Source organism: Teichococcus deserti (genome assembly GCF_001982615.1).
In the GTDB taxonomy this organism is placed as follows: Bacteria; Pseudomonadota; Alphaproteobacteria; order Acetobacterales; family Acetobacteraceae; genus Pseudoroseomonas; species Pseudoroseomonas deserti.
In genome coordinates this window covers 1-25,379 of sequence record NZ_MLCO01000284.1, presented here as the reverse complement: position 1 = coordinate 25,379, position 25,379 = coordinate 1, and the positions used below count along the sequence as shown (strand labels likewise).

At 72.4% G+C, this 25,379-nt stretch carries 22 protein-coding genes; 7 read left to right on the top strand and 15 right to left on the bottom strand.

Translation table 11 applies throughout. From position 1 onward, the window contains the following. Positions 1-89 precede the first annotated feature (89 nt). Both BKE38_RS24290 and BKE38_RS24285 read right to left on the bottom strand, forming a co-directional pair. The gene (locus BKE38_RS24290; protein ID WP_076959803.1) at positions 90-3,185 is read right to left on the bottom strand and encodes a translocation/assembly module TamB domain-containing protein; all 3,096 of its coding nucleotides are present in this window, start codon (positions 3,183-3,185) and stop codon (positions 90-92) included. Further along, on the bottom strand, positions 3,185-5,107 hold the full coding sequence (locus BKE38_RS24285) for an autotransporter assembly complex protein TamA (protein WP_076959802.1): 1,923 nt from the start codon (positions 5,105-5,107) through the stop codon (positions 3,185-3,187). Before BKE38_RS24285 ends, BKE38_RS24290 begins: the two co-directional genes overlap by 1 nt. 25 nt (positions 5,108-5,132) lie before the next feature. Between BKE38_RS24285 and BKE38_RS24280 the strand changes: the two genes are divergently transcribed. The 4 genes from BKE38_RS24280 (at position 5,133) to BKE38_RS24265 (ending at position 8,996) form a co-directional block, all read left to right on the top strand. After that, on the top strand, positions 5,133-6,296 hold the full coding sequence (locus BKE38_RS24280; protein ID WP_076959801.1) for a M20 metallopeptidase family protein: 1,164 nt from the start codon (positions 5,133-5,135) through the stop codon (positions 6,294-6,296). A gap of 185 nt (positions 6,297-6,481) precedes the next feature. After that, entirely contained in the window at positions 6,482-7,315 is an 834-nt protein-coding gene (locus BKE38_RS24275; RefSeq protein ID WP_076959800.1) for an aldo/keto reductase, read from the top strand. 62 nt (positions 7,316-7,377) lie between these two features. Continuing rightward, the gene (locus BKE38_RS24270; RefSeq protein WP_076959799.1) at positions 7,378-8,532 is read left to right on the top strand and encodes a hypothetical protein; all 1,155 of its coding nucleotides are present in this window, start codon (positions 7,378-7,380) and stop codon (positions 8,530-8,532) included. 11 nt (positions 8,533-8,543) lie between these two features. Then, entirely contained in the window at positions 8,544-8,996 is a 453-nt protein-coding gene (locus tag BKE38_RS24265) for a DUF1801 domain-containing protein (protein ID WP_076959798.1), read from the top strand. Here BKE38_RS24265 and BKE38_RS24260 read toward each other — a convergent pair. Continuing rightward, positions 8,968-9,591, bottom strand: coding sequence for a pyridoxamine 5'-phosphate oxidase family protein (locus tag BKE38_RS24260; RefSeq protein ID WP_076959797.1), 624 nt, complete (start codon positions 9,589-9,591; stop codon positions 8,968-8,970). The two genes, BKE38_RS24265 and BKE38_RS24260, sit on opposite strands and share 29 nt — an antisense overlap. A 101-nt stretch (positions 9,592-9,692) precedes the next feature. Between BKE38_RS24260 and BKE38_RS24255 the strand changes: the two genes are divergently transcribed. Beyond that, positions 9,693-10,646, top strand: a complete 954-nt coding sequence (locus BKE38_RS24255; RefSeq protein WP_076959796.1) for a LysR family transcriptional regulator — start codon at positions 9,693-9,695, stop codon at positions 10,644-10,646. Here the strand turns inward: BKE38_RS24255 and dnaQ are convergent. The 3 genes from dnaQ to BKE38_RS24240 are packed head-to-tail and all read right to left on the bottom strand — an operon-like array spanning position 10,591 to position 12,729. Further along, positions 10,591-11,304, bottom strand: coding sequence for a DNA polymerase III subunit epsilon (gene dnaQ / locus BKE38_RS24250; RefSeq protein ID WP_076959795.1), 714 nt, complete (start codon positions 11,302-11,304; stop codon positions 10,591-10,593). The two genes, BKE38_RS24255 and dnaQ, sit on opposite strands and share 56 nt — an antisense overlap. Next, positions 11,301-11,885 (bottom strand): dephospho-CoA kinase, encoded by a 585-nt coding sequence (gene coaE, locus BKE38_RS24245; RefSeq protein WP_076959794.1) that lies wholly within the window; start codon positions 11,883-11,885, stop codon positions 11,301-11,303. The genes dnaQ and coaE overlap by 4 nt, the downstream gene beginning before the upstream one ends. A gap of 4 nt (positions 11,886-11,889) precedes the next feature. Next, the gene (locus tag BKE38_RS24240; RefSeq protein ID WP_106409296.1) at positions 11,890-12,729 is read right to left on the bottom strand and encodes a shikimate dehydrogenase; all 840 of its coding nucleotides are present in this window, start codon (positions 12,727-12,729) and stop codon (positions 11,890-11,892) included. 121 nt (positions 12,730-12,850) lie between these two features. On the opposite strand from BKE38_RS24240, the gene gshB reads away from it, so the two are divergent. Continuing rightward, a complete protein-coding gene (gene gshB / locus BKE38_RS24235; RefSeq protein ID WP_076959793.1) occupies positions 12,851-13,807 on the top strand; it encodes a glutathione synthase in 957 nt (318 codons plus the stop codon). Between the two features lie 264 nt (positions 13,808-14,071). Here the strand turns inward: gshB and BKE38_RS24230 are convergent, their stop codons facing one another. After that, entirely contained in the window at positions 14,072-15,112 is a 1,041-nt protein-coding gene (locus tag BKE38_RS24230) for a YeiH family protein (protein ID WP_076959792.1), read from the bottom strand. A gap of 114 nt (positions 15,113-15,226) precedes the next feature. On the opposite strand from BKE38_RS24230, the gene BKE38_RS24225 reads away from it, so the two are divergent. Continuing rightward, on the top strand, positions 15,227-16,108 hold the full coding sequence (locus tag BKE38_RS24225; RefSeq protein ID WP_076959791.1) for a LysR family transcriptional regulator: 882 nt from the start codon (positions 15,227-15,229) through the stop codon (positions 16,106-16,108). Here BKE38_RS24225 and BKE38_RS24220 read toward each other — a convergent pair. The 8 genes from BKE38_RS24220 to BKE38_RS24185 all read right to left on the bottom strand — a co-directional run bounded on the left by BKE38_RS24220 (position 16,105) and on the right by BKE38_RS24185 (position 25,311). Continuing rightward, on the bottom strand, positions 16,105-16,428 hold the full coding sequence (locus tag BKE38_RS24220) for an FtsB family cell division protein (RefSeq protein WP_076959790.1): 324 nt from the start codon (positions 16,426-16,428) through the stop codon (positions 16,105-16,107). The two genes, BKE38_RS24225 and BKE38_RS24220, sit on opposite strands and share 4 nt — an antisense overlap. Positions 16,429-16,706: 278 nt before the next feature. Continuing rightward, positions 16,707-17,984, bottom strand: a complete 1,278-nt coding sequence (gene eno / locus BKE38_RS24215) for a phosphopyruvate hydratase (RefSeq protein ID WP_076959789.1) — start codon at positions 17,982-17,984, stop codon at positions 16,707-16,709. A 126-nt stretch (positions 17,985-18,110) separates the two neighbouring features. Continuing rightward, a complete protein-coding gene (locus BKE38_RS32955) occupies positions 18,111-19,709 on the bottom strand; it encodes a CHASE domain-containing protein (protein ID WP_076959788.1) in 1,599 nt (532 codons plus the stop codon). Positions 19,710-20,066: 357 nt separating this feature from the next. Beyond that, positions 20,067-21,695, bottom strand: a complete 1,629-nt coding sequence (locus tag BKE38_RS24205) for a CTP synthase (protein ID WP_076959787.1) — start codon at positions 21,693-21,695, stop codon at positions 20,067-20,069. Between the two features lie 159 nt (positions 21,696-21,854). Further along, positions 21,855-22,211, bottom strand: a complete 357-nt coding sequence (gene secG, locus BKE38_RS24200; RefSeq protein ID WP_076959786.1) for a preprotein translocase subunit SecG — start codon at positions 22,209-22,211, stop codon at positions 21,855-21,857. 73 nt (positions 22,212-22,284) lie between these two features. After that, positions 22,285-22,773 (bottom strand): CinA family protein, encoded by a 489-nt coding sequence (locus tag BKE38_RS24195; RefSeq protein ID WP_076959785.1) that lies wholly within the window; start codon positions 22,771-22,773, stop codon positions 22,285-22,287. Beyond that, complete coding sequence (locus tag BKE38_RS24190; protein WP_083747832.1) at positions 22,770-23,261, bottom strand: phosphatidylglycerophosphatase A family protein; 492 nt, start codon at positions 23,259-23,261, stop codon at positions 22,770-22,772. The genes BKE38_RS24195 and BKE38_RS24190 overlap by 4 nt, the downstream gene beginning before the upstream one ends. A gap of 13 nt (positions 23,262-23,274) precedes the next feature. Next, complete coding sequence (locus tag BKE38_RS24185; protein WP_076959784.1) at positions 23,275-25,311, bottom strand: lytic transglycosylase domain-containing protein; 2,037 nt, start codon at positions 25,309-25,311, stop codon at positions 23,275-23,277. Between the last annotated feature and the right edge of the window lie 68 nt (positions 25,312-25,379).

The following is a 25,379-nucleotide window of genomic DNA, read 5'->3' as shown; positions in this document are numbered from 1 at the left end:
GGCAGGGGGAGGGGGGGGCGGGGGGGGGGGAGGCCGCCGGGGGGCTGCGGATCGGCGGGGGGGCCGCCGACGCGCAGGGTGCCGGCGAGCTAGGCAGCCGGGCCGCGGCGGCGGACGAGGATGGAGTGCGGCGCCTCGACGGTGACAGGCAGCGCGAGCGGGGGCGCGGGGGTCGCCGGCGGCGGCGGCGGGGGCGCATTGGCGCCGCGCTCGCGCACCTCGCCCAGCGTGGCGACGCCGCCGCCGGGCAGGGCCGAGGGGATGTTCAGCGCGACACGCTTCAGCCGGACGGTGCCACCCAGGGCCGGGCTCACCTGCAGCGGCCCGGTGAAGCGCAGGTCGGCATCCATCAGCGCGGTGACCAGCTCGCTCTGCACCGGCGTCGCGTCGCGGGCGGTGATGGCGATGTCGAGCGGGATGCCGGCGGCCAGCGGCTGGGCGAAGCCGTTGACGGTGATGCGGCCGGTGCCGGCCCGCGCCACGATGTTGTCGACCAGGACGCGGTCGCCCTCCATGCGCAGGCGGCCGCCGATATTGGTCAGCCGCAGGCCGAAGAGCGGGTTGCGGACCTCGCCGCCCGACAGCGTCGCGGCGCCCGTCAGCACCGGCGCGGCCAGGGTGCCGGAGGCGCCCGCATCGATGGCGACGCGGCCGGCGACGCGCATGGCGCCGCCGCCGAGGCTCGGCGCCACCAGCGGCTGGACGTTCAGGTTGCCCTTCACCGAGGCGTTGAGCGGCGCCTCGGCGCCCGGCCCCTGCGGCAGCGCCGCGGTGGCGTCGAGGGTGATGAGATTGCCCATGCGCAGGGCGGCGGTGGCGCGGATGGCGCCGGCGCCGTTGCGCTCGACATCGACCTTCAGGCTGGCGGCCGGCCAGCCCTGCGACCACGGCGCCTCGGCGCGCAGCCCGGTGCCGTTGAGGGTGGCGGTGACCTCGGGGGCGGAGACCGGGCCGGTGATGCGGGCCTCGCCGACCACGCTGCCCTGCAGCCGCGGCTCGGGCGCGAACATGTTGACCAGCGAGGCGGGCAGCGCGGCCAGGGCGACCCGGATATCGGCCCGCTCCGGGCCCCAGCGGCCGCTGACGGTGAAGTTGCCGGCCGGGCGGGCGGCGAGGCGAAGCCCCGGGATCTCGATGGCGCCCGAGGTGGGAAGCAGAATGCTGCCGGGTGCGGCCAGGCGGATGCCCATCTCGCCCTGGCTGGCATCGAAGGCGGCGATGTCCAGGCGCATGCCGGCGTCATTGCGGCTGAAGCGGCCGCGGCCTGCGACATTGGCCTGCGGCAGGCGGCCCTTCACATCCCAGTCGAGGGCGGCGTCGGTGCCCTTCAGCGTCATCTCGGCCGCATAGGCCTGGCCGGCCAGCTGCACCTGCTGGGCGGCCAGCCGGGCGTCGATCGCCTGGCGGCCCTCGGACGTCGGCGCCAGCTTCGCGGTCAGGCGGAAGCCGCCGGCGACCGGCTGGCCGATCAGGCCGGAGAGCGGGGCGATGTTCTCGGCCCCCGCCGTCATCTGGCCGTCGAAGCGGGCGGCGGTCATGTCGTAGCGGCCTTCGGCGGTGGCGCGCACCGGGCCGAAGGTGACGTCCGCCTGTTCCAGCTTCACGGAGTCCCCGTCGCGGGCGGCGCGAAGGGCGACCTGCACCGGCTGGCCCTCGGCGCGGCCGGTCAGGCGCAGCGTGCCGCCATAGGCGCTGACCGCCGGGATCTCGGCCGTCAGGTCGGGGTTCTCGATCTTGCGGCCGGCGGCGACCAGGCCGGGGCTGGTCAGGTGCAGGCGGATGGCAGGGTCGGCGACGGGGCCGGTCACCTTCGCCTCGAGACGGGCGGGGCCTGCCAGCTCCGGCCGCACGGCCTTGAGGTCGGGCACCTGCAGCTGGGCGTTGATGTCGAGGATATCCCAGCCGCTGCCCTGGACGTTCAGCTTCGCGCCGCGGCCGCGCAGCTCCAGGCTGTCGATGCGGAAGGGGGTGCCGGCGAAATCCACCTCGGGCTCGGGGCCCAGCACGGTCGACAGAGGGTCGGGCCCGCGCAGGCCCCGCGGCCGCAGCTGGGCCGTGATGGTCTGCCCGTCGCGGATCTCGGCATTGAGCAGAATCCCGTCCCAGCCGACGATCTCGGGCACCAGCGGGCCGAGCACCGAGGAGGCGGCGACCCGCGCCTCGGCCTTCAGCAGCGCCAGGCTGCCGCTGGCGGTGATCTCGCCGGCCTCGGTGGTCAGGCGGACCGAGCGCAGCTCGGGCTGGCCGCCGGCAGGGATCACGGCATCCAGGGCAAAATCCAGCGCCCGCACCGGCGGCGGCGCCAGGACGGCCGGCGAGTCCAGATGGCCGGCGAGCGTCAGGCCGCCGGCGCCGCCGGGCTGAAGAGAAACCTGGCCCTCGGCGCGGAAGCCGGCCTGGCCGCCGAAATCGGCCCGCGCGGTAAGCGCGGCGCCGGAAGCCGGGCCGTCCAGCTTCAGGCTGAGATCGGCCGGCGCGTCGGGAATGCCGAGCCCGGTGGCCAGCACGCCGCCCGCCGGCTCCTGAACGCGCAGATCGGCCAGCAGCCGGCCGCGGGGATCGAGGCCGAGCGCCAAGTCGAGCGAGCCCGCCGCCTCCAGCCGCTGCACCGCCAGCTTCGCCTGCAACGCGGCGGCGACGAGGGAGGCGTCGCCGTTCAGGGAAAGGGCGAAGCCGGGGGCCGGGCCATGCTCCTCGACGGTGGCGGCGACCAGCTCGCGCGGGATCTCGATGCGGGCGATGGCCAGCTTCTCGAGGCGCACGGCGACAGGCAGCTCGGGCAGGGACGGGATCAGCGGCGCGTCCGCCGGTGCCGGCTCCGGCGGCGGCGCGTTCGGATCGGCCTCGGGCAGGCGCAGCAGCGCGATGCGGCCGGCGGACATTTCCTCGATGCGCAGCTCGCGGCCCAGCAAGGCGCGCAGGTCCAGGTCGATGCGGGCGTTCTCGACCTCCAGCCAGGGCCCCTTGGCATCCGCCATGACCAGGCGGGAGAAGCCGGGGGCGCCGGGCAGGGGCCCGTGCAGCCCCTCGAGGGTCAGGCCGGGCACGAAGCGCTGCGCCAGGTCAGTGATCATGCGCTGGCCGGGCGCGGTATTGGCCCCCAGCAGCACGCCGCCGATCAGCAGCAGCGGCAGAATGACGATCAGGGCCAGGGTATACCCGGCCCAGCGCAGCAGCCGGCGCATCAGAACGCCTGCCCGATGCCGATGTAGAGGCCGAAGGCGCTGTCGCCCCGTTCCTTGTTCAAGGGCACGCCGACATCGGCGCGCAGCGGCCCGATGGCGGTCAGGTAGCGCACGCCGAGGCCGGCGCCGACCTTCAGGTTGCTGAAGGTGGGGGTGGGGTCGCGGGTGACGGCGCCGGCATCGACAAAGGCCGCCATGCCGAGATTGCCGGAGACGCGCTGGCGCAGCTCGATGGTGCCCTCGATCTGCGACAGGCCGCCGGCCGGCTCGTCGGAGGCGGTGCGCGGCCCGACCGACTGGTAGCTGTAGCCGCGCACCGAGCCGCCGCCGCCGGAATAGAAGCGCTTGTCCGGCGGCACGCCGCCGAAGCTGGCGCCGACGATGCTGCCGACCACGGCGCGCAGCGCCAGGATGCTGCCCTTGTCGCCGGAGATGTCGAGATAGGTGCTGCCCTGGACGCGCAGCCGGGTGAAGACGTTGCTCTCGCCCAGGCTGTAGATCGGGTTGACCAGCACGGTCGCGCGGGTGCCGCGGCTCGGGTTCAGCAGGCTGTCGGTGTCGTTCCAGCGCAGCGTGCCCAGCATGCCGAGCAGCTGGTAGCTGGTGGTCTCGCCATCCTGCGTCACCCGGCTGAACTCGAGCTGCGGCCCGGCGCCCCAGGACAGCCGCGGCGAGACGGTGCGCTCCAGCAGGGCGCCGAGCGTGAAGGCGTCGCGGTCATAGGCGTCGGGGCGCTCGCGGAGTGCGGCGATGTCGAAGGTCAGGGTCTGGTTGCGCCCGGCGAACCAGGGCGTCCTCAGGCTGGCGCCGACCTTGCCGCCGGTGTCGCTGGTGTCGCCGGTGGTGCCCAGCCGGTTGACCTCGGCCTCGAGGCGCAGCCGCTCGGCGCCGCCGAACAGGTTGCGGTGCTCCCAATACGCGCTGAAGGTCGGGCCGTAGCGGGTCTCGTAGGCCGCGCCGAAGCCGATGGCATGCAGCGGCCGCTCGATCACCGTGTAGGTCACCGGCAGGCGGCCCGTCTCGTCGAGGCGATCCGCGGCGCGGGCGCGCACCGTGTTGAAGACGCCGAGGCTCAGCAGGTCGCGCCGGGTCTGGTCGATCTTCTCCTGGCTGTATTGCTGCCCCTCCAGCGGCGCCACGATGCTGGCCAGCAGCGAGGCATGCGTCCGCTGCTCGCCGGTCACCGAAGGCTGGGCGAAGTTGGCGCGCGGCCCGGGGGCGACCAGGAAGGTCACCTCCATCCGCTGCGTGTCGTGGTCGACGGTGACGCGGCGGCGCAGGCTGGCGAAGGGATGCCCGGCATCGCGCAGCGCGGTCAGCATGCGGCCCTCGGCGTCGAGGATCGGCTGCGCCCGGGCCGGCGTGCCTTCCTCCAGCCCGGCGGCGCCGGCATCCTCGAGCGAGGCGCCTGCCGGCTCGGCCTGCAGCCGCACCGTGGCCAGCTTGTACTGCACGCCCTTTTCCACGGTGATGACCACCGGGATCGGCGTGTCCCCCGTCCGCGCCGCCAGCCGGTCGGCGAGGCCCGGCGTGTCGGGCGTCGTGCCGTCCAGCAGGATCCGCGCGGTCCCGGCGTAGTAGCCCTCGGAGCGCAGCGCGTCGCGCATGTTGCCCGACTCGGCAATGGCGCGGCTGACCAGGCCGTAGCTATCGACTGGCGCGCGCTCGCGCAGCTGCTCCAGCGTCGAGGCGCGGGAAATCGCGCTGTCCAGCGCCTCGTCGCCCGTTTCAGGCAGCGTCACCTCATAGGTCACCGTGCGTTCGGCGGCGACTTCGGGCGCGTCGTTCTCCCTTGATTCCGCATCGCCTTCCGCAGCGGCCGGCGCTTCCTGCGCGCGGGCATGCAGCATCGCGGCCAGCGGGATCGCAAGCCCGAGGCCGGCGGAGAACAGGGCGAGGGGGAGGGAGGATTTGAGACGCATCGGCTTAAGCGGTATGCCCTAACACATGGATCCGACCCTTGCCGAAACACTGACGCGTTGGCGCAGGCATCTCCACGCCAATCCGAGCCTGACCCTGCATGAGGGGCCGACCGCGGCCTTCGTGGTGGAGAAGCTGAAGGAGCTCGGCGTCACCGACATCGTCACCGATGTTGGCGGTCATGGCGTGGTGGCAAGCCTGCATCGCGCCGGCAGCAACCGCAGCGTCGGGCTGCGCGCCGACATGGACGCGCTGCCGATCGAGGAAGCCGCCCAGGACCTGGCCTGGCGCAGCACCAATCCGGGCGTGATGCATGCCTGCGGCCATGACGGCCACACCACCGCGCTGCTCGGCGCCGCGGCGCTGCTGATGCAGGACGACAGCTGGAAGGGCACCGTCCGCCTGGTCTTCCAGCCGGCCGAGGAGGGCGGCGGCGGCGCTGCCTCCATGGTCAAGGACGGGCTGTTCCAGCGCTTCCCGATGGACCGCATCTTCGGCTGGCACAACTGGCCCGGCCTGCCGGCGGGGACCATCGCGGTGCATGACAATGCCGTGATGGCGGCCGGCAACCGCTTCGAGATCGTCATCGACGGCCATGCCGGCCACGCCGCGCTGCCGCATCTGACCCGCGACCCGATCGTCGCCGCCGGCCACGCCATCGTCGCCTGCCAGTCGATCGTGGCGCGCAACCTGGACCCGATGGCGACCGGCGTGGTCAGCCTGACCGTCATCGAGGGCGGCGAGGCGCAGAACCAGATTGCCGCCCGTGTCGTCATCAAGGGCAGCATGCGCTACCTGACCGAGGAGGTCGGGCAGCAGATCCGCGAGGGCCTGGCCCGCGTTGCCGCCGGCGTCTCGGCCACCTTCGGCGTCCATGCGGAAGCCATCGTCGGCGGCGGTGTGCCCGTCACCGCCAACCATGCCGAGCCGCGCGAGCTGGCCGCCGAGGCCGCCGCGGCCGTCACCACGCTGCGCCGCGACATCGGCCCCGCCATGACCGGCGAGGACTTCTCGCACTTCCTGCACCAGGTGCCGGGCGCCTTCGTCTGGATCGGCAACGGGCCGACCGATGGCGGGCGCGAGCTGCACAACCCGCATTACGACTTCGACGACGCGGTGCTGCCGGTGGCCAGCGGCTTCCTCGCCGAGACGGCGCGCCGCGCCCTCGCCAAGGATGCCAAGGCGGAGTGAGTCGGCACGGTCCGGAACAAAGCGAAGGGCCGGCATGACCAGGCCAACGCCACAGCCCGGGCAAAGTTGCGCGCTATGTAACCGGCGAGCCGGCAGAAAGTTCCGTCAAAGAGAAGCAAGCCGCGGGGGGAGGTATCCTCCCGCACCCCCTTCTATGTCTGTCAGAAAGCAGGGACTTCGCAACAATGCCCAGCATCCCGAACGCCACCTCGGCGCGCATCGATATCCCGAAGCTCGGCCTCGGGACCTGGAAGCTCTCCGGTGCTGAAGGCCAGGCCGCGGTGGAAAGTGCCATCGGCCTCGGCTACCGCCACATCGACACCGCCGACCGCTATGGCAACGAGGCCGAAGTTGGCGCTGGCATCGCCGCTTCCGGCATCGCCCGCGGCGACATCTTCCTCACCAGCAAGGTCTGGTGGGAGAACCTGGCCCCCGACGCCATCGAGCGCTCGCTGGCCGGCTCGCTGAAGAAGCTCGGCACCGACTACCTGGACCTCTTCCTGGTGCATTGGCCGCGCCCGGACATGGACCTGCCCGCCATCGTCAAGACCATGCAGAAGGCGCAGGACACCGGCCTGGTCCGCCGCTGGGGCGTCTCCAACTTCCCGCTCGGGCTGATGCAGAAGGTCGAGGAACTCGGCGGCCAGCCCGCCGCCCTGCAGGTCGAGTACCACGCCCTGCTGTCGCAGAAGAGGCTGCTGGACTTCTGCCGGCCGCGCGGCATCGCGCTCACCGCCTATTCGCCGCTCGGCCAGGGCGCGCTGGCCGACCAGCCGGTGCTGGCCGAGATCGGCAGGAAGCACGGCTTCTCCGGCCTGCAGGTGGCGCTCGCCTGGCTGCTGCGGCAGGAGATGGTGGTCGCCATCCCGAAAGCCAGCCGCCGCGAGACCCAGCAGGGCAACCTCGACGCGCTGGCGCTGCTGGACAGGCTTGACGCCGCCGACATCGCAGCGATCGACGCCATGCCCAAGGACTGGCGCCGGGTGAACCCCGATTTCAGCCCCGACTGGGACGCCTGATCAAGGACAGGACCGCGCGGCAGCGCTTGCCGGACGCCGTTGCGCTGCGGTAACGGGAAGGCATGCGGAACCCGTCCTCGCCCCCGCTGCCGGACTGGGAGGCGCTGACCGGCGCGCTCTACGACGCCTGCCTGCAGCCCGAGGCGCTGGCCCGCTTCCCGGAGCAGCTGCGCCAGGCGCTCGGCGCCAGCAGCGCGGCGGTGCTCTCGATCCATGGCCGCAGCGGCGTGCCGGTGGGGCCGATCCAGGGCAGCCAGCTCGACCCGGTGGCGCTGGCCAGCTACCAGCAGCACTGGCACCGCCACGACCCGCGGGCCCGCTTCGCCCTGGCCAATCCGCAGCTGCGGGTGCTGCGCGGCCAGGACGCCATCGCCGATGCCGACTACGCGGCGACGCCCTACTACAACGACTTCGCCCGCCATATCGACGCCTTCCACGTCGCCGCCGCACGCACCGCGCCGGATGCGCAGGGCCATATCGGCGTGCTGGCGCTGCACCGGCCGCGGCAGCTCGGCGCCTTCGACGCCCCGGCGATGGAGGGGCTGGCCGGGTTGCTGCCGCATCTGCAGCGGGCGATCCAGCTGGCCGAGCGGCTGCATGCGGCGGAGCTGAAGGCCGAGCTCGGCCTGGCCGCGCTGGACGGGCTGCGCCTGCCGGCCCTGGTGCTCTCGGGCCAGGGCCAGATGGTCCTGGCCAATGCCGCGGCCGAGGCCCTGGCGCGTGCCGGCGGCCCGATCCGCCTGGGCTGCCGCAACGGGGCGCTCTCGGCCGGCACCCCGCGGGAGACGCAGTTCCTGCTCTCCGCCATCGCCCGCGCGGCGCTCGGCGAGCCGGGCGGCGCCCTGACCCTGCTGCATCCCGGGACCGGCGAGCGCCTGGCCGCCCTGGTGGTGCCGCTGCCGCGGGCACTGCGGGCCGCGGGCGCCATCGCCCCCGACGGGATGGCTCCGGGCGGCTACGCCCTGCTGACGCTGCGCGCCCTCGATGCCGGTGAGGAGGCGGGCCGGCTCGAAGGGCTGCTGCGGGCGCTGTTCGGCCTGACCGCCGCCGAGGCCTCGACCGCGGCGGCGCTGGCCGGCGGCGCCAGCCCCGACGCCATCGCCGCGGCGCGCGGCGTGCAGATCAGCACCATCCGCACCCTGCTGCGCCGCGCCCTCGACAAGACCGCGGCCGAGAGCCTCCGCGACCTGGCCCGCCTGCTGGGCCGTCTCGGCTGAGGGAGAAGCCCATGGAGAAGAAGCGGCTGGCCGGTGGCAATCCGCAGATCGCCAAGGCCGAGGGCGATGCGCCGGTCCAGGCCTGGATCTCGGGCCTGGAGGGCTGGAAGCAGGGCGCTGCCCGCGAGCTCGACGCGCTGGTGGTGCGGACGCTGCCCGGGCTTCGCAAGGCGGTGAAATGGAATTCGCCGCTCTATGGCGTCGAGGGGCAGGGCTGGTTCCTTGGGGTGCATGCCATGACGCGCTATCTGAAGCTGGCCTTCTTCCGCGGCGGATCGCTCGACCCGCTGCCGCCGGTGGCCTCGAAGGACCCGGCGGTGCGCTATGTCCATCTTGCGGAAGGCCAGGCGGTGGATGACCCGCAGCTGGCGCGGTGGATCGCCCAGGCGGCGGCGCTGCCCGGCTGGCAACCCGGCGCCAGGCGGCAGGCGGCGGTCAGCTCGGCACGGCCGCCGCAGCCCTGAGCGCGGCGTTCTCGGCCTCCAGCTCGGCCAGGCGGGCGCGCAGCGGGGCGAGGCCGGCATTCACCTGGTCCGCGGTGAAGCGCGGCGTGATGTGCTGCGGGCAGTTCCAGTCATAGGCCTGCAGCCTCAGCCGGAAGATTCTTTCAGCCTGGCCGCGATAGGCGGGATCGCGCACCGCCGCCTCCAGCGCGGGGTCGCTGCCCAGCGGCACGACCTCGGCATGCGCCAGCAGCTTCAGCCGGGCGCGGCGCGGATAGTCGACCAGGATCAGCGCCACCCGGTCGTCGGCGGCCAGGTTGCCGGTCGAGATGTATTGCCGGTTGCCGCGGTAGTCGGCGAAGGCCAGCGTCACCGGGTCGATCACCTTGAGGAAGCCGGCCGGCCCGCCGCGGTGCTGCACATAGGGCCAGCCATTCTCGGCGACACTCGCCATGTAGAAGCTGTCGCGCTCGGCGATGAAGGCCGCGACGTCGTCGTCGATGCGGTCGAAGGTTCGGTCGCGCCCGGCGCCGCGCCAGAGGTGATCGGCGCCCATCGCGGCCTGCGCCGCCTGCACCGAGGGCGTCGCATAGGTGTCGAGGAAGCTGTAGGCCATGGCGAACCATCTCCTGTCTGTTGGACAGGAGAATGGCGCTTCCGCGTTCCGAGAATAATCCGCTATTCCCGAGAGGCATTCTCTCGGAAACCGGAAGAAAGATGGACCGGCTGGAAGCGATGGCGGTGCTGCTGCGGGTGGTGGAGCAGGGCAGCCTGACCGCCGCCGCCCGTGCCCTGGGCATGCCGCTGCCCACGGTGAGCCGGAAGCTCGCCGAGCTGGAGGCGCATCTGGGCGCCCGGCTGCTGCGACGCTCGACCCGCCGCCTGGCCCTGACCGAGGCCGGCGAGGCCTATCTGGCCAGCGCCCGCCGCATCCTGGAGGAGGTCGAGGCGGCCGAGCGCCAGGCCGCCGGCGAGTTCACCGCCCCGCGCGGCGCGCTGGTGCTGACCGCGCCGGTGCTGTTCGGCCGGCTGCATCTGCTGCCAGTGGTGGCGGATTTCCTCATCGCCTATCCTGAGATCGCGGTGCGGCTGGCGCTGTCCGACCGCAACCTGCACCTGCTCGACGAGCATGTGGACCTGGCGCTGCGCATCGGCGCCCTGCCGGACAGCAGCCTGGTGGCGACCCGGCTGGGCGCCATCGCCCAGGTGGTCTGCGCCAGCCCTGATTTCTGGGCCGCCCATGGCACGCCGGACCGGCCAGAGGCGCTGGCTGGGCTGCCCTGCGTCGCTTTCGACTTCGTGGCCGAGGGCGGGTTGCCGCCGCCGCTCTGGCGCTTCGGGGCTGGGGTGGCGGTGGCGCTGCACCCGCGGCTCTCGGTCTCCACCGCCGAGGCGGCGGTGGCGGCGGCCAAGCGCGGCCTCGGCGTCACCCGGCTGCTGCGCTACCAATGCGCCGAGGCCCTGGCCCGCGGCAGCCTGGTCCGCGTGCTCGACGCCTTCGAGCCGGCGCCGCGCCCGGTCAGCCTGCTGCACGGCCCACGCGCCGCCATGCCGCTGAAGCTGCGCGTCTTTTTGGATTTCGCCGTGCCCCGGCTGCGGGACGGGATCGCGGCGCTCAGCCCGGCTGAGGCTCCGGCGCCGCCTCCAACGCCGCCCAGAGCGGCTCCTTGAGCTTGCCCAGGAAGGCGCGATGCGCGGCCAGCTCCTCCTCGGTCGGCAGGATCGGGCGGGGGACGCGGCCGGCGACATCGGTATCGACCGCGATCACCACCGGCGCCGCCACGTTGGAGCGGGTGGCCAGCGCCAGGCCGGGCTGCTTGCCGCCCATCAGCTCCAGATAGACCTGGGCCAGCAGCTGCACGTCGAGCAGCGCGTTGTGGGCGGTGCGCATCGAGTTGTCGATGCCGTAGCGCCGGCACAGCGCGTCCAGGCTGTTCGGCAGCCCGGGGAAACGCTTCTTCGCCAGCTGCAGCGAATCGACCATCCGCGCCCGGTCGAGCGGGGCGCGGCCGGCCAGCTTCAGCTCGGCATCCAGGAAGCCGAAGTCGAAGGGCGCATTGTGCGCGACGATCGGGTCGTCGCCCAGGAAGTCCAGCATGTCCTGGGCGATGGCCGGGAACTTGGGCTTGTCGCGCAGCATCTCCCAGGTGAAGCCATGCACCTTCACGGCTTCCTCCGGCACCTCGCGCTCGGGGTCGATCAGCTGGTGGTAGAAGCGGCCCGTCGGGACGAGGTTGACCAGCTCGACGGCGGCGACCTCGAGCACGCGGTCGCCGGTCGCCGGGTCGAAGCCGGTGGTCTCGGTGTCGAGCACCAAAGTGCGGCTCATCGCAGGCTCTCCAGCAGGCGCCGGATGCCGCGGCGCGCATGGGCGCGGGACAGTCCGGTGCGGATCACGTAATCGGCGCGGCGCCGCTTCTCGGCATCGGGCGTCTGCCGGGCCAGGATGGCGGCCAGACGTTCCTCGGTCATGCCGCCGCGCCGCAGCACCCGCGCCTTCTGCACCGCGGCGGGCGCCGAGACCACGACAACCGCGTCGCAGCGCGCCTCGCCCCCGGTCTCGAACAGCAGCGGGATGTCCAGCACCACCAGCCGCCGCCCCTGCCGCCGGGCGCGGCCGAGGAAGCGCCGCTCCTCCGCCCGCACCAGCGGATGGACGATTTTTTCCAGGACCTTCAGCGCCGGCGGGTTGCCCAGCACGGCACGGCGCAGCGCCTCGCGGTCCACGGCGCCGTCGCGGACGGAGCCCGGGAAGGCGGCCGCGATCGGCGCCACGGCGCGGCCGCCGCGGGCCTGCAGCGCATGCACGGCCGCGTCGGCATCGAAGACCGGCAGGCCGTGGCGGCGGAAGGTGGCCGCCGCGGTCGACTTGCCCATCCCGATCCCACCGGTGAGGCCGAGGATCTTCATCGGCTCAGCGGCGCGGGATGTCGGCGGCGACGGTGTCGCGCAGATCGGCATCGACCGCCGGCGCCACGCCGAACCAGGCCTCGAAGCCCGGCCGCGCCTGGTGCAGCAGCATCCCCAGCCCATCGACGCCCACCAGCCCACGGGCGCGGGCGGCCGCCAGCAGCGGCGTCTCCAGCGGGACATAGACCGCGTCCACCACCACCGCATGGGCGGGGAGAGCAGAGAGATCAATCTCCAGCGGCGGCTGGCCGGCCATGCCGAGGCTGGTGGAATTGACCAGCAGCGCGGCGTCCGCCAGCGGCGGGGTGTCCGAGACGAAGACGGGCCCACCGAGTTCGGCCGCCAGGGCCTCGGCCCGCTCGGCGCTGCGGTTGACGATGGTGAGCCGCGGGCAGCCGGCATCGAGCAGCGCCGCGGCGATGGCCCGCGCAGCACCCCCGGCGCCCAGCAGCACCGCAGGGCCAGCCGCGGCCTGCCACCCCGGTGCCTGCTCCCGCACGCTCTCCAGGAAGCCGAAGCCATCGGTGTTGGAGCCGAAAATCCGCCCGTCTCGGAACACCAGCGTGTTCACGGCGCCCGCCCGCCGCGCCGAGGCATCGACCTCGTCACAGAGAGAAAAGGCCGCCTCCTTGTGCGGGATGGTGACATTGGCGCCCTGGAAGCCAAGCGTCACCAGCGCCCGAACGGCGGCCGCAAAGTCCTGGGGCTGCACCTGCAGCGGGATATAGGTGCCGTCGATGCCGTGGCGGCGCAGCCAGTGGCCATGCAGCAGCGGCGAGCGCGAATGCGAGGCCGGCCAGCCCAGCACGCCCGCCAGCCTGGCCTTGCCGGAGATGATCGTCATGCCGCCATGAATCGACGGAGCCGGGCCCCGGGTCAATGGCCTCCCGGCATCCACCCCCTGGCAATCCGGCGCGGGCAATGCCACCACTGGCGGCGACAGAGCTATGAGACAGGAGCCCGGCATGACGCGTGCTTTGAAGGTCGCGGTCCAGATGGACCCGATCCAGGGGATCAATATCGACGGCGACAGCACCTTCGTCCTGATGCTCGAGGCGCAGGCGCGGGGCCACCAGCTGTGGCACTACCACGTCAAGGACCTGACGCTCGCCGCCGGCAAGGTGATGGCCCGGATGCAGCCGGTGACGGTGAAGCGGGAGAAGGGCGCCCATTACACCCTGGGCGAGCTGGCCGAATACGACCTGTCGGAGATGGACGTGGTGCTGATGCGCCAGGACCCGCCCTTCGACATGGCCTATATCACGGCCACCCATATCCTCGAGCATATCCACCCCAAGACCCTGGTGGTGAACGACCCGGCCAGCGTGCGCAACGCCCCGGAAAAGCTGTTCGTGATGCAGTTCCCGGAGCTGATGCCGGACACCATCATCACCCATGACGCCGAGCAGGTCCGCCGCTTCCGCCAGAAGCATGGCGACATCATCGTCAAGCCGCTGTTCGGCAATGGCGGCGCCGGCGTCTTCCACCTGCGCCCCGAGGACAGCAACCTGAACTCGCTGCTCGAGATGTATGCCGAGAAGTCGCGCGAGCCGCTGATGATCCAGCAATACGTGCCCGCCGTGCGCCTGGGCGACAAGCGCATCATCCTGGTCGACGGCGTGCCGATGGGCGCCATCAACCGCGTCCCCGCCGAGGGCGAGAGCCGCAGCAACATGCATGTCGGCGGCCGCCCGGAAGCCGTGGCCCTGACGCCGCGCGACCGCGAGATCTGCGAGCGCATCGGGCCGGAGCTGAAGAAGCGCGGCCTGACCTTCGTCGGCATCGACGTGATCGGCGACTACCTGACCGAGATCAACGTCACCTCGCCCACGGGCCTGCAGGAACTGGCCCGCTTCGACGGGATCCACCTGGAGAAGGCGATCTGGGACGCGATCGAGGCCCGGAAGAGCGAAGGGACCTGAAGAGAAAACAGAAACAGGCGAGGGGAATGAATTCCCCTCGACCCCTTCTTTTTTCTTTCAGACTGCCGTGTCCACGTGACGACAGGACGTGGCCCGGCCCATCGACAGCGCGACCTGTGAGGGTGCGCAGTTTTTGTATTCAGCGTCCCGCCGTGATGCCCCGGCGTCGTCGCCGGTGCAGCGCTGGTGGCCGAACGGCCGACAGACAGAAAGAAGAAGGGGGTTCGGGGGAATTCATTCCCCCGACCTACCCCTGACTTCTCTTCACTGCAGAGCGATCAACCCCAGGCTCGCGAGGCCGAGCCCCAGCAGCGACACCACCACGGTGGCGGTGACCCGCGGTCCCGCCTGGGCGACGCTGCGGACATCGACGCCCAGGCCGAGGGCGGCCATGGCCAGCAGGGTCAGGATGCCCGCAACGGTGGACAGGGGTGCCAGCAGCATGTCCGGGATGGCGCCGAGCGCGCGCAGCGCGGCCAGGCCCAGGAAGCCCAGGATGAACCAGGGCACCAGCCGGGCCAGGCCGGGCTTCTTGCCCCCTTCGCTGCCGGCGCGCAGCGACAGGGCCAGGACCAGCGGGCCGAGCATCAGCACCCGCACCAGCTTCACCAGCGTGCCGATCTGCACCGCCAGGCTGCCGACCGGGGCGGTGGCGGCCAGGACCTGGGGCACGGCATAGACGGTCAGGCCGGCGAGAATGCCATACTGGACCTCGTTCAGGCCGAGCACGGGCATCAGGAAGGGCAGGGCCAGCACCACGCCGACGCCGAGGACGGCGGTGAAGGCGATGGCGGCGGCGACGTCGCGCGCCTGGGCGCCGATGACGGGCGCGACGGCGGCGATGGCCGAGTTGCCGCAGATTGAATTGCCGCAGGCGACCAGCATGGCCATCTTGCCCGGCAGCCCCATCAGCCGGCCCAGGCCGTAGCTGAAGCCGATCGACAGCGCGACGACGGCGGCGATGCCCAGGATCAGCCAGGGTCCGGCGGCCAGCATGGCGGTGACGCTGAGCGAGGCGCCCAGCAGCATCACCGCGACCTCCAGCAGCATCTTGGCGCTGAAGGCGACGCCGGCGTTGCAGGATTTCGGCGGCGTCCAGAGGCTGCGCAGCGTGGTGCCGATCAGGATGGACAGCACCAGAGCGTCGACCCAGGCGCGTCCGAAGGCCTGGCGCTGCGCCTCGGCCAGCAGGCTGCCGCCGGCGGCCACCGCGGCGCAGAGCGCGATGCCCGGCCAGAGCTCCTGCAGGCTGCGGGTCAGGCGCTGCGGGAAGGCGGGCAGGGGGCTGCTTGTGGCGGTGGACATGACAGGACCGTGACGGTTTCGCGGCGACCTTGCCCCCGCCTCATCCAGTGATCCAACGCGTTGTTCTTCTGGTTCCAATCGCTACAATCGAACGATCGCAGCGGGAGGGACGCCGTGACGCTGGAGCAGCTGCGCATCTTCCTGGCGGTGGCCGAGCGGGAGCATGTGACCCGGGCGGCGGAGGCGCTGCACCTGACGCAGTCGGCCGTCTCGGCGGCGGTGCGGGCGCTGGAGGGGCGGCACGGCATCACCCTGTTCCACCGCGTCGGCCGCCGCATCGAGCTGACCGAGGAGGGCCGCATCTTCCGCGCCGAGGCCGCCGCCGTGCTGGCGCGCGCCGAGGCGGCGGAGCTGGTGCTGTCGGAGCTCGGCGGCGCGCTGCGCGGCACCTTGCGCATCCAGGCCAGCCAGACGGTCGCCAGCTACTGGCTGCCGCCGCTGCTGGTGCGTTTCCAGGCGGAATGCCCGGGCGTCGCGGTCGAGGTCGCCGCCGGCAACACCACCAGCGTGGCGCAGGCGGTGCTGGAGGGCGGCGCCGAGCTCGGCTTCGTCGAGGGCGAGGTGGAGGAGGCGGCGCTGTCGCAGACCATCCTGGCGCGCGACCAGCTGGTGGTCGTGGTCGGGACGAACCACCCCTGGGCCGACGGCGCGCCGCTGGCGCCGCGACGGCTCGGGGAAAGCCCCTGGATCATGCGGGAAGAGGGGTCGGGGACGCGCGCCGCCTTCGAGCTGCTGCTGGCCGGCTGGGGCCTGGCGCCGGAAGCGCTGCGGGTGACGCTGGAGCTGCCGTCGAACGAGGCGGTGCTGGCGGCGGTGGAGGCCGATGGCGGCGCAACGGTGGTGTCGGAGCGGGCGGCCGGGCCGCATCTGGCCGCGGGGCTGCTGGTGCGGGCGGGGGTGACCCTGCCGCCGCGCAGCTTCAAGGCGCTGCGGCACAAGGAGCGCTATGCCAGCCGCGCCAGCCGGGCGCTGCTGGCGCTGGCGGCCAAGGGTTAGAAGAGGCGCTGGTTCTGGCCGTAGGGGACGACGAGCTCGTCCTTGCCGACCATGTTGAGCAGGGCGCGGGCGCGCTCGTCGAGCTGGTCGCGGTCGATGCGGTCGCCGCGCAGGCCGACCACCTTGCGCTCGATGGAGTCGCGCTCGGTCTCGGCCTGGGCCAGGGCGATGCGGGCGGCGGCGATCTCGCCCGCCTTGGCCTCGCGCGCCAGGGAGCCGACGCGGGGGCCGTGCACGGCGTACCAGGCGAAGTGCCAGATCAGCCCGGCGAAGACCAAGGGCAGCCACAGCACCTGAATCGCTCGCTTGATGGCGCGCATGCTCACCCCTTCCGTGATCCGCGCAGGTTAAGGCTTTGATAACGCGGCCCGGCAAGGGGCGAAGCGCGCGGCGCCGCTTTCTTGCATTCTGTGTTGCTCGCAGGACACGCCTGCCGCATGACGTGGCCTTAACCATTTGCCAGGCCAGGATTTCGACCCCGTCACTGCTTGCGCGCAATGAAAAAGGGGGAAAGCCGAAGCTTTCCCCCTCTGACGTCGCGGTGCGAGACACTGCCGGAACCGCCGCCCCCAGGCGGAGGCGGCGGCCCGGGAGGAAATCAGCGCTTCAGGATGGTGCGGCCGGCATAGCGGGCGGCGGTGCCCAGCTGCTGCTCGATGCGGATCAGCTGGTTGTACTTGGCCAGGCGGTCGGAGCGGCTGAGCGAGCCGGTCTTGATCTGGCCGCAGTTGGTGGCGACGGCCAGGTCGGCGATGGTGTTGTCCTCGGTCTCGCCCGAGCGGTGCGACATGACGGCAGTGTAGCCGGCGCGATGCGCCATCTCGACCGCTTCCAGCGTCTCGGTCAGCGAGCCGATCTGGTTGACCTTGACCAGGATGGAGTTGGCGGTGGCCTTCTCGATGCCCTGGCGCAGGCGCTCGGGATTGGTGACGAACAGGTCGTCGCCGACCAGCTGCACCTTGCCGCCCAGCCTGTCGGTCAGCAGCTTCCAGCCGGCCCAGTCATCCTCGGACATGCCGTCCTCGATCGAGACGATCGGGAACTTGCCGCAGAGCCCGGCCAGGTAGTCGACCATGCCGGCGCTGTCGAGCTTCTTGCCCTCGCCTTCCATGTCGTAGACGCCGTCCTTGAAGAACTCGGTGGCGGCGCAGTCGAGCGCCACCATGACGTCCTCGCCGAAGCGGTGCCCGGCCTTCTCGCAGGCGCGCTCGATGAAGGACAGCGCTTCCTCGGCCGACTTCAGGTTGGGGGCGAAGCCGCCCTCGTCGCCGACATTGGTGCTGTGGCCGGCGTCGTGCAGGCCCTTCTTCAGCGCCTGGAATATCTCGGCGCCGATGCGGGCGGCCTCGGCCGAGGAGCCGGCGGCGACCGGCATCACCATGAATTCCTGGATGTCGATCGGGTTGTCGGCATGCTGGCCGCCATTGATGATGTTCATCATCGGCACCGGCAGGGTGCGGGCGAAGACGCCGCCGACATAGCGGTAGAGCGGAAGGTCGAAATGCGCCGCCGCCGCCTTGGCCGTCGCCAGGCTGACCGCCAGGATGGCGTTGGCGCCGAGGCGGCTCTTGTTCGGGGTGCCGTCGAGGGCGATCATGATCTCGTCGATCCGGACCTGCTCGGTGGCGTCGAGGCCGGAGAGGGCGTCGTAGATCTCGCCCTCGACATTGGCGACCGCCTTCTGCACGCCCTTGCCGCCGAAGCGGGCCTTGTCGCCGTCGCGCAGCTCGACCGCCTCATGCGCGCCGGTCGAGGCGCCCGAGGGAACGGCGGCGCGGCCGACGGCCCCGCTCTCCAACACGACATCGACCTCGACGGTGGGGTTGCCGCGCGAATCGAGGATCTCGCGGGCGATGATGTCGGCGATCGCGGTCATTCTGGGCTCCCGTGCCTGTGGCGGTGTCCGGCGATAGGCCGCCGCGCCGCGAAGGGCAAGGGGGCCGCCGCGGCGCCTCGCAGCCGCGCCGGACGACCACGCGGGTTTGTCCGGATAACCGCGCCTTCAGACCGCCGGGACGACCTCGCGCGGCGCCGCCCTGGCGTGTTTCGCGTCGTACATCTGGCCATCGGCATGGGCCATCAGCGTGGTGGCGTCCCGTCCGTCCTCCGGATAATGCGCCGTGCCCAGGCTGGCGCCGACCGAGAGCAGCCGGCCGTCATATTCCACCGGCTGGCTGATCAGCAGCCGCAGCCGCTCGCCGATGCCGCGCCCCATGCGCAGGGTCGATGCCGTGGCGGGAAGGTCCGGCAGCAGCACCACGAACTCGTCGCCACCGAGCCGCGCCACCGTATCCCCCGGCCGCAGCGCGTGGCGCAGCCGGGCGGCGACCGCCTGCAGCATGGCGTCGCCGGCGGCATGGCCCAGCGTGTCGTTGATCGCCTTGAAGCGGTCGAGGTCGATGAAGATCAGCGCCAGCCGGCCGTCGTCGCGCCCGGCCCGCGCCAGCGCCTCGGCCAGGCGCTGGTCCAGCAGCAGCCGGTTGGGCAGGCCGGTCAGCGCGTCGTGCTGCGCCTGATGCGCCAGCCGCTGGGCGAGCACCGCGGTGTTGCGGTGGTGCCGCGCCAGGGCCTGCAGCAGCCAGACCGCGCCCAAGGTCAGCGCCGCGCCGCCCAGCAGCATGACCAGCGGCAGCGGCGCCAGATGCGGCCAGGTGGCCTGCCGGGTCAGGGTGATCCGCCATTGCCGGCCGGCGACGGCGACGGCGTTCTCCTGCCGGTCGCCGCGGGCCACCGCGGGCTCGGCCCGGCCGGGCGCCTGTGGCTGGCTGTCGAACAGCAGCTGCGGCGCCATCTCGGCTCCGGTGGTGGTGCCGACGGGCCCGCGATCCTCGATGCGGATGCGGTAGTCCTGCAGGTGGTCGCGCAGCAGCGGGCTGATCATCTCGGCGGCGCGGAAGACGCCGTTGACCTGGCCGATGAAGGCGTCGCGCCGCTGCTCCACGGTCCAGATCGGCGCGCCGCGGCGGTAGACGGCGTGGCGGATGGTGAAGCCCATGCCGCCCTGCAGCAGGCTCAGCGGCTGCGAGGCCACCGGCTCGCCGCTGTCGCGGCTGCGCTCCATGACGCGGCGGCGGCTGGGCTCGGCGGTGGTGTCGTGGCCGAAGGCGGCCTCGTTGCCCGCCATCGGCTCGTTGTAGAGGTTGGGCAGGTAGAAGTCGCGGTCGCCCGCCGGATGGATGGCATAGTCGGGATAGCCGCGCGGATCGAACGTGGTGTCCGCCCGCACCGCCGCCTCGAAGCCGTCCTTCTGGGCCGCCGGCACCAGCGGCGCGAACTGGATGCCGACCACGCCGGGAAAGCGCTCGGCCAGCCGCATGTTCAGGGCGTGGCGGTGGAAATCGGCGCGGCTGACCTGGTCGCCCACCTCGAACAGCGCGCGGAAGCCGGCGATCACGTCGAGCGCCCGCAGCGTCCGCTCCTCCACCAGGCGCTGGACATGCAGCCCGGCCTCCTGGAAGCGGGAATCGGCTTCGACCGCGGTGCGGCGGGCGGCCAGATGCCACAAGGCCAGGGTGGCGGCGGCACCGAGCAGGATCAGCAGGCGCGATGCCCGCCGCAGCAAGGTGAGGCGGGCCGCCAGGGCCTTGGACTCGACGGGCATGACAGTGAGGCTTTCCGTGACGTGCGGCGGATGCCTCAGTTTCTGATGAAAAGGTAAAGGAAGGATTTAAGGGAAGGCAGGGACAGGCCAGGGGAATGAATTCCCCTGGACCCCTTCCTCTTTCTGCCAGACTGCCGTGTCCACGTGGTGACAGGAGGTGGCTCGGCCCAGCCAAGGCGCGGCCTTCGCGGGCAGCCTAGAAGATGAAAATGGCGCAAGCATTAATGCCCGCGCCAGCCCGGAGTGCCGTGTCCCGCCTTTGAACAAGGCAGCGGCCGCCTGATGAAAGAGAATGATGGGCTCGGACATGAAGGTCCGAGGGGGGAAGACCGCATTCTTCCCCCGGGTCCTTGGGCCTCAGACGAGGCGCGCCTGCTTCACCGCCGCGCCGATGAACCCGCCGAACAGCGGATGCGGCTGGAACGGCTTGGACTTCAGCTCCGGGTGGTACTGCACGCCGATGAACCAGGGATGGTCCGGGTATTCGACGATCTCGGGCAGCAGCCCGTCGGGCGACATGCCGGAGAAGCGCAGGCCCTTCTCCTCGAGGCGCTCGCGATAGGCGACGTTCACCTCGTAGCGGTGGCGGTGGCGCTCGGTGATCTCGGCCTGGCCATAGACCTGGCGCACCAGCGAGCCCTCGGCCAGCGCCGCCGGATAGGCGCCGAGCCGCATGGTGCCGCCCATGTCGCCCTCGGAGTGCCGGCGCTCGCGCTCGTTGCCGCGCAGCCATTCGGTCAGCAGGCCGACCACCGGCTCCTCGCAGGGCCCGAACTCGGTCGACGAGGCGTGCTCCAGGCCGACCAGGTTCCGGGTCGCCTCGATCACCGCCATCTGCATGCCGAAGCAGATGCCGAGGAAGGGGATCTTGTGCTCGCGGGCGAAGCGCACCGCCTCGATCTTGCCTTCCGCGCCGCGCTCGCCGAAGCCGCCGGGCACCAGGATGCCGTGCACGCCCTCGAGCCGCTCGACCGCATTGGGGCTTTCGAAGATCTGGCTGTCGACCCAGTCCAGCCGGACCTTCACGCCGTGCTGGATGCCGCCATGGACCAGCGCCTCGGCCAGCGACTTATAGGCGTCCAGCAGGGTGGTGTACTTGCCGACGATGGCGATCTTGACCTCGCCCTCGGGGTTCTCCAGGCGGCGGACGATGCGCTGCCAGTTGGACAGGTCGGGCTCGCCATAGATCGACAGGCCGAAATGCCGCAGCACTTCGCGGTCCAGCCCTTCGGCATGGTACTGCAGCGGCACGGCGTAGATCGAGCTGGCGTCGAGGGCCGGGATGACGCTCTCCGGCCGCACGTTGCAGAACAGCGCGATTTTTCTCCGTTCATTCTCCGGAATCGGGCGATCGCAACGGCACAGGAGAATTTGCGGCTGGATGCCGAGGCCGAGCAGCTCCTTGACGGAATGCTGGGTCGGCTTGGTCTTCAGCTCGCCGGCGGAGGGGATGTAGGGCACCAGGGTCAGGTGCATGAAGAGGCTGTTCTGCGGGCCGAGCTCGTTGTTCAGCTGCCGCAGCGCTTCCAGGAAGGGCAGGCTCTCGATGTCGCCCACCGTGCCGCCGACCTCGACCAGGACGAAGTCCAGCCCCTCGGTGTTGGCGGTCGCCGCCTCCTTGATGGCGTCGGTGATGTGCGGGATCACCTGGACGGTGCCGCCCAGATAGTCGCCGCGGCGCTCCTTGGCGATCACCTCGCCATAGATGCGGCCGGAGGTGTGGCTGTCCCCCTTGCTCGCATGCACGCCGGTGAAGCGCTCGTAATGGCCGAGATCGAGATCGGCTTCCGCCCCGTCATCGGTGACGAAGACCTCGCCGTGCTGATACGGGGACATCGTGCCCGGATCGACGTTGAGGTAGGGGTCGAGCTTGCGAATGCGGACCTTGTAGCCCCGCGCCTGCAAGAGCGCACCGAGGCTTGCCGCCGCGATGCCCTTGCCGAGAGAGGAAACCACGCCGCCGGTGATGAAAACGAACCGCGTCATGGGAGTCCTTTCTAGCAATCGGCCGGGCATGCGGGAAGCCTGCGGCACGGCAAGGCTGGTGTTCGGGGGAAGCGGGGGTCGCCGCGGCCTTCCGGCCGGGCAGCGCCCTCATAAAACGTTTCGGGCGCCGGAGGGTGGTCCGGCGCCCGATTCGGGAAGTCAGTTCGTCGGCACCGAGGCCGGCGGCGGCGTGGCGGGCGCCGTTGGCGCCGGCGCGGGCGTGTTGGTCGCGGGCCCCGGGGCGCTGGCGGCCGGCGGCGGCTGGTCCAGGATCGAGCGCGGCGCGCCGGTGCCGCGGCCCAGCATCGCCATCGCCATGGCCAGGCCCATGAACAGGAAGGCCAGCACGGCGGTGGTGCGGGTCAGCAGGTTGGCGGTGCCGCGCCCGCTCATGAAGGAGCCCATGCCCTGGGACGAGCCGATGCCCAGGCCACCGCCCTCGCTGCGCTGCAGCAGGACGACGCCGATCAGGGCGAGGGTCACGAAAAGATGCAGGACGAGCAGGACGGTCATCATGGCGCTGGCCTCTTAACCGTGTTCGGGCGGCAGCGCCAGCGGCAGAACGCGCGGGCCCGTCATGAATCTGGACTCACAGGGCGTCCAGCATCGCCAGGGCGACCGCCACCGTCGCCGCCCGCACCGCCGCACGGTCGCCGGGGAAGACATGGCGCTGCACCTCGGTAGGCCGGCCGCGGCGGGCGGCGGCCAGATAGACCAGCCCGACCGGCTTGCCCGGCACCGCGCCGCCGGGCCCGGCGATGCCGGTGGTCGAGACGGCGAGCTCGGCGCCGGATGCGCGCAGAGCGCCCTCCGCCATGGCCCGGGCCACCTCGGCGCTGACCGCGCCATGCGCCTCGAGCATTGCCCGCGGCACGCCGACCATCCGTTCCTTCGCCTCGTTCGAATAGGTGACGAAGCCGGCCAGCACGCTGGCCGACGAGCCGGGGATCGCGGTCAGCGCCGCGGCGACCAGCCCGCCGGTGCAGCTTTCGGCGGTGGCGACGGTCAGGCCTTCGGCGGCCAGCCGCTGCAGCAGGCGGGCGGCGGCGGCCTCGGTGCCCTCGGTGAAGACGGTCATGGCAGCAGCCCTCCGAAACGCAGCGCCAGGATCACCGCGGCGGCCAGGCCACCGGCGAACAGGTCGTCCAGCATGACGCCGGTCGGGCCCTTGCGGCGGTCGGCCCAGCCCACCGGCCCGGGCTTAATGATGTCGAACAGCCGGAACAGCAGGAAGGCCAGGATGAGGCCGGGCGCGCCGGCGCCGAGCGGCAGGGCGGCCAGCGCCAGGCTCTGCCCGGCGCCCTCGTCGATCACCACCCAGCCGGGATCGCTCCGCGCTGCCGGCAGCCGCGCCAGCGCCCACCAGCCGAGCAGGCTGAGCAACAGCGCGAGGCCGAGGCAGGCCCAGGGCCCGCCGAGCACCACCGGCAGCACCAGCGCGCTGCCCCAGGTGCCGGGGGCGGGCCGGAGGAAGCCGACGCCGCCCAGGCTGGCCAGCAGCCGCGGCAAGGCGGGGGAGGCGGCGGCGAGCGGCGCGGGCGCCACCGCCACGGCGGGATCCTGCATCAGCGTCGCCTGCTCAACGGACCGTGCCGACCGGCAGCCAGGGCTTCAGCGGATGGTCGAGCGCGCCATCCCCGGCCAGGGCGCGGTAGATGACGGCGTTCTCGATGACGCGCTGGACGTAGTTGCGCGTCTCGGTGAAGGGGATCTGCTCCATCCAGTCCAGCATGTCGACGCCGCCCGCGCCCGGCGGCAGCCGCGGGTCGCCATAGGTGACGATCCAGTCGTCGACCCGGCGCGGCCCGGCATTGTAGGCCGCCGCCGCCATGGCCAGGTTGCCGAAGCGGGCGATCTGGTCGGCGAGATATCGCGCGCCGAGCCGCATGTTGTGCTCCGGCTGCGCGGTCAGCCAGCCGACCTGGTGCGGCACGCCCATCTGGCGGGCGACCAGCGCCGCGGTGCCGGGCAGCAGCTGCATCAGCCCGCGCGCATTGGCCGGCGACACGGCCGAGGGGTCGAAATTGCTCTCCTGCCGGGTGATGGCATAGGCGAAGGCCGGCTCGATGCCGGCGCCGTCGGGCAGGGCATAGGGGGTTGGATAGCCCTCGGGGATCATCATCACCCCGTCGATGCCGCCGCGGCGCGACACCCAGACGGCATGGTCCTGGCGGCCGATGGCATTGGCCAGGCGGGCGGCCAGCACCTGCTCGGAGGGCGTCGCCGCCACCTCCTCCAGCCGCAGCAGGAAGGGGCGGGCGCGGCTGGTGTCGCCCAGATCGGCGAGCGTCAGCACCGCGCGGGCCAGCTCGCGGTCCAGATAGGCATTGGCCGCCTCGGGGGTGGGCTGCGGCGGGCGGTAGCCGGCAATGCGGGCGGCGAGCTGCGGCGCGCTCTCGCCCAGGGCAAGGGCGCCGAGCTGGCCGTAGAAGGCGGTGGGGAAGCCGGCGGCGGCGGCGAAATGCGTCCGCGCCTCCTCCGCCCGGCCCAGCCCGGCGGCCGCACGACCGCGCCAGTAATGCGCCCGGGCATTGGTGATGACGCTGCTGCTGCCCTGGCCGAGGACAGAAAAATGCTGGGCGGCGCGGCTGCCATCGGCCATGCGGCGCAGCGCGATGAAGCCGGCCCAGAACTCGGCCTCGTGCAGCGGCTCGCCCTCGGTCTGGCCATGGCGGGCGGCGGTGCGATAGGCGCCGCTGACATCGCCGAGGCGCAGCAGCTTGCGCGACAGCACCTGCCGCTCGGTCCAGACCGCGCGGGCGGCGTCGGGGGACAGGTCTTGCTGCAGCGGCTCGGCGCGTTCCCAGACGGCGGCGGCCTCGCGGTCGCGCTCCTGCTGGCGGTAGTAGCGGGCGAGCTCCAGCGACAGGCCGAGATCCTCCCGGGCGCGCGCCGCCGCCTGCGCCTCGGCGCCGGCCTGGCCGCCGGCCAGCGCCAGGCGCAGCTCGCCGGTCAGCCGCGCCTCGGGCGGCAGCAGCGGCAGCAGCCGGGCCGCCGCCGCGCCCTGGCGCAGGAAGGCCAGGCGGTTGAAGCGCGCCAGGTGGTCGGCCGGGGTCAGCACCGACTGGAAGGCGGCGGCATAGGTCGGTTCGGAGACCGCATCGGCGCTGCCCTCGCGCCAGCCGGCGCGGATCACCCGGCGGGCGCCCTCGGCATCGCCGCGCCGCTGCAGCGCCTCGGCCAGCTGCCGGGTGGCGGCCAGCGTGCGCGGCGGCGTGCGGGCGAAGAGCGCCAGCACCAGCGCGTCGTCCGCCATCACCGGCAGCACCTCCTCGCCGCGGAGCGTCAGCGTGCCCTGCAGCGGCCAGTCGGGATTGGCGGCGGTGAAGGCGGCCACCTCCTCGGCGCTGGCCTGGCCGCGCACCTGCAGCCGGATCCAGGTGACCAGCTTGGCGGCGATCGGGTCCGCGCCCTGGCGGGCCAGGCTTTCGGCCTCGGACCAGCGGCCGGCCTGGACGGCGACCATGGCGGCGCGGCCGGCGGCGCGCGGCGCCTCGGCCGCCCAGGGCTGCGCCGCGGCCGGGGCGGCGAGCGGCGCGGAGAGCAGGGCCAGGGCCGGCAGGGCCAGGGTCCAGCGCGAGGGACGGCGGCGGAGCGGAGGCGAAGCGGCGTGCATGGGGGCGGACCCTATCCGATCGCCGCGGCTTCTCCCAGTGTCGAGAGGGGGCGTCGAGAGGGGGGCGT

Excerpts from the sequence above, each read along its gene's own strand:
- dnaQ (WP_076959795.1), bottom strand. The coding sequence starts at position 11,304 with ATGAGCCGCACTTTGGTGCTCGACACCGAGACCACCGGCTTCGACCCG.
- BKE38_RS32955 (WP_076959788.1), bottom strand. The coding sequence starts at position 19,709 with ATGCCCGTCGAGTCCAAGGCCCTGGCGGCCCGCCTCACCTTGCTGCGG.
- BKE38_RS24220 (WP_076959790.1), bottom strand. The coding sequence starts at position 16,428 with ATGCGCGCCATCAAGCGAGCGATTCAGGTGCTGTGGCTGCCCTTGGTC.
- BKE38_RS24270 (WP_076959799.1), top strand. The coding sequence starts at position 7,378 with ATGCGGAACCCGTCCTCGCCCCCGCTGCCGGACTGGGAGGCGCTGACC.
- BKE38_RS24265 (WP_076959798.1), top strand. The coding sequence starts at position 8,544 with ATGGAGAAGAAGCGGCTGGCCGGTGGCAATCCGCAGATCGCCAAGGCC.
- secG (WP_076959786.1), bottom strand. The coding sequence starts at position 22,211 with ATGATGACCGTCCTGCTCGTCCTGCATCTTTTCGTGACCCTCGCCCTG.
- BKE38_RS24190 (WP_083747832.1), bottom strand. The coding sequence starts at position 23,261 with ATGCAGGATCCCGCCGTGGCGGTGGCGCCCGCGCCGCTCGCCGCCGCC.
- coaE (WP_076959794.1), bottom strand. The coding sequence starts at position 11,885 with ATGAAGATCCTCGGCCTCACCGGTGGGATCGGGATGGGCAAGTCGACC.
- BKE38_RS24205 (WP_076959787.1), bottom strand. The coding sequence starts at position 21,695 with ATGACGCGGTTCGTTTTCATCACCGGCGGCGTGGTTTCCTCTCTCGGC.
- BKE38_RS24185 (WP_076959784.1), bottom strand. The coding sequence starts at position 25,311 with ATGCACGCCGCTTCGCCTCCGCTCCGCCGCCGTCCCTCGCGCTGGACC.
- BKE38_RS24255 (WP_076959796.1), top strand. The coding sequence starts at position 9,693 with ATGGACCGGCTGGAAGCGATGGCGGTGCTGCTGCGGGTGGTGGAGCAG.
- BKE38_RS24240 (WP_106409296.1), bottom strand. The coding sequence starts at position 12,729 with ATGACGATCATCTCCGGCAAGGCCAGGCTGGCGGGCGTGCTGGGCTGG.
- BKE38_RS24290 (WP_076959803.1), bottom strand. The coding sequence starts at position 3,185 with ATGCGCCGGCTGCTGCGCTGGGCCGGGTATACCCTGGCCCTGATCGTC.
- BKE38_RS24285 (WP_076959802.1), bottom strand. The coding sequence starts at position 5,107 with ATGCGTCTCAAATCCTCCCTCCCCCTCGCCCTGTTCTCCGCCGGCCTC.
- BKE38_RS24275 (WP_076959800.1), top strand. The coding sequence starts at position 6,482 with ATGCCCAGCATCCCGAACGCCACCTCGGCGCGCATCGATATCCCGAAG.
- BKE38_RS24195 (WP_076959785.1), bottom strand. The coding sequence starts at position 22,773 with ATGACCGTCTTCACCGAGGGCACCGAGGCCGCCGCCGCCCGCCTGCTG.
- eno (WP_076959789.1), bottom strand. The coding sequence starts at position 17,984 with ATGACCGCGATCGCCGACATCATCGCCCGCGAGATCCTCGATTCGCGC.
- BKE38_RS24260 (WP_076959797.1), bottom strand. The coding sequence starts at position 9,591 with ATGGCCTACAGCTTCCTCGACACCTATGCGACGCCCTCGGTGCAGGCG.
- gshB (WP_076959793.1), top strand. The coding sequence starts at position 12,851 with ATGACGCGTGCTTTGAAGGTCGCGGTCCAGATGGACCCGATCCAGGGG.
- BKE38_RS24280 (WP_076959801.1), top strand. The coding sequence starts at position 5,133 with ATGGATCCGACCCTTGCCGAAACACTGACGCGTTGGCGCAGGCATCTC.
- BKE38_RS24230 (WP_076959792.1), bottom strand. The coding sequence starts at position 15,112 with ATGTCCACCGCCACAAGCAGCCCCCTGCCCGCCTTCCCGCAGCGCCTG.